General features: G+C 58.0%; 3 protein-coding genes. 1 reads left to right on the forward strand and 2 read right to left on the reverse strand.

What is annotated here, in order from left to right:
• Positions 1-6: 6 nt before the first annotated feature.
• Positions 7-450 (reverse strand): LLM class flavin-dependent oxidoreductase, encoded by a 444-nt coding sequence (locus tag MTR64_RS20745; RefSeq protein ID WP_243996448.1) that lies wholly within the window; start codon positions 448-450, stop codon positions 7-9.
• Between the two features lie 376 nt (positions 451-826).
• Positions 827-1,381 (reverse strand): TetR/AcrR family transcriptional regulator, encoded by a 555-nt coding sequence (locus tag MTR64_RS20750; RefSeq protein WP_243996449.1) that lies wholly within the window; start codon positions 1,379-1,381, stop codon positions 827-829.
• 238 nt (positions 1,382-1,619) lie between these two features.
• On the opposite strand from MTR64_RS20750, the gene MTR64_RS20755 reads away from it, so the two are divergent.
• Positions 1,620-1,937, forward strand: a 318-nt coding sequence (locus MTR64_RS20755) for a Rieske 2Fe-2S domain-containing protein (protein WP_243996450.1), incomplete at its 3' end; no start/stop codon positions are given.

Below are 1,937 nucleotides of genomic sequence, written 5' to 3' on the forward strand. Positions count from 1 at the left end.
GCTAATCTAAGCTGCGACCTGCGCCAAATGTTCTGACGACGGACAGATGGTTTCGAGTGCGGCCACCATCATGTCGCGCTGTTTTGCGGGATTGATGCCGAGCATTGCGGCGTCCGACGGTAATTGCCCCGGCCCGGCGCCGAACATGATCCGTCCCCGCGTCTGGTGATCGAGCTGAACAATGCGGTCGGCCAGGATCAGCGGGTGGTGGTAGGTCAGCGAACTGACCCCGGTTCCGAGGCGGATATGCCGTGTGCGTTCGGCCGCCATAGCGATGAACAGTTCCGGCGACGCAATGGATTCGAAGCCTGCGGAGTGGTGTTCGCCGATCCACGCTTCATTATAGTCGAGCTTATCCAGCAATTCGACAAGCTGCATGTCCCTCTCGAGGATCAGCGTCGGGTTCTCTGCAAGGTTGTGATACGGCGCGATGAAAGCCCCGAAGCGCATACAAAGAGGTCTATACGTCAACGGTTGGCTCCGAGATTGCTATGCAAGGTCGTAAGTTGTTGGTTCGGAACATCGCCGGTCGGTTAATGTATGCCAGCGTGGACTTTACCAGAGCCTTGCTGCGCAATTTATGTCGATCCCAATCACGCAGCGCAAAGCATGCAGCGGTGCAAACTGCGCCAAAAAGGTAGCAATTGCATGCCGGAATGGAGGACGATCGCGGCCTGTCATGTGACCTTTCCGTCCGCTTCTTGACAATTTGGACTTGGGGTCGGGAACGGCATGCTGTCGCCGGCCGAATTCGAACGGCCGACGATTTTGAAAATGTAAGGCGTCTGGAAGACCACGGCCTATCCACCAGGAGTGCTTCAATAAGTCAGGTGAGCAGGGTTTGTACCGCCAGCCGGAATGCTGCAATTATTCTGTCGGGATTGGCGTTGGGATCTGCTGTGATCCGGCTGGTCATGCCGTGCGCCAGCATGATGATTGCTTCCAACCGTTCTTCAATCTGTTCCTCGGGACGCAGTTTGGCGAGCGGCACCACGCTGTGCCGCATGATGTCGCGGAAGTGGCGGTCGATGCCCATGACGACGGCTGCGACCTTCGGATTTCTTCCGGCTTCGGCCATGATTTCCAGCGTCAGCGGTGCGCGGACAGGATCGATCCACCAGGCGAACTGGGAAATCCAGGCCTCGACGAAAGAGGCGGAGGCCGCATGCATGCCTTGATCGGCGGCCGTCAACAATTTCTCGAACTCTGAAAAACGCCGTTCGCAAAGCGCGATGATGATCGCCTCCTTGCTCTCGAAATATTGGTAGATGTGCCCCACGCTCATCTTCGCCCCTGCGGCGATGCGTGACATGCTCGCCGCATGGAAGCCCTCGGCCCTGAAGCATTGCTCGGCAGCGTTGAGAACCTGCTCCTTGCGCAATTTTGCTCTTTCCTGGCGCCTCGCCAGAGCCTTGGCAGTGTGAACCATTGTCCTTTGACATTCGATAGGCGGCTGGCGCGGTTGCCATCCCCGGTTTGAAGCGGAGCATAGCGCCCGTGGACCGAATGCATACCTTGAAATAAAAAGAATGATCGTTCATTCTTTATAGGGTGCAATGGCCGTCGAAGGCGGGTTGCCAGTGCAGCCGATTCATCCGGCATCAGCAAGGGAGAGGGCGATGAAGGTTCAGGAATGCGCCGCAGGCAATATCACCGCGAAGGACATGGACGACGAAGTGCTGTCGACCTATCCGGTCGAGGCGTTCCTTTCGAAGGACTACCTCGAGGCGGAGAAGAAGCTGCTCTGGCCCAAGGTCTGGCAGATGGTCGAGCGAGTGGAGGACCTGCCCAATCCCGGCGATTGGATGACCTACAACGTCGCCGATGAATCGGTGATCGTGCTGCGCAAGGACGACGGCTTGTTCAAGGCGTTCCACAACGTCTGCCCCCACCGCGGCCGCCAGCTCGTGTCGGTGCCCGATTACCTTCCGGGCCCA

The organism is Novosphingobium album (ex Hu et al. 2023) (assembly GCF_022832385.1).
In the GTDB taxonomy this organism is placed as follows: domain Bacteria; phylum Pseudomonadota; class Alphaproteobacteria; order Sphingomonadales; family Sphingomonadaceae; genus Novosphingobium; species Novosphingobium album.

Excerpts from the sequence above, each read along its gene's own strand:
- MTR64_RS20745 (WP_243996448.1), bottom strand. The coding sequence starts at position 450 with ATGCGCTTCGGGGCTTTCATCGCGCCGTATCACAACCTTGCAGAGAAC.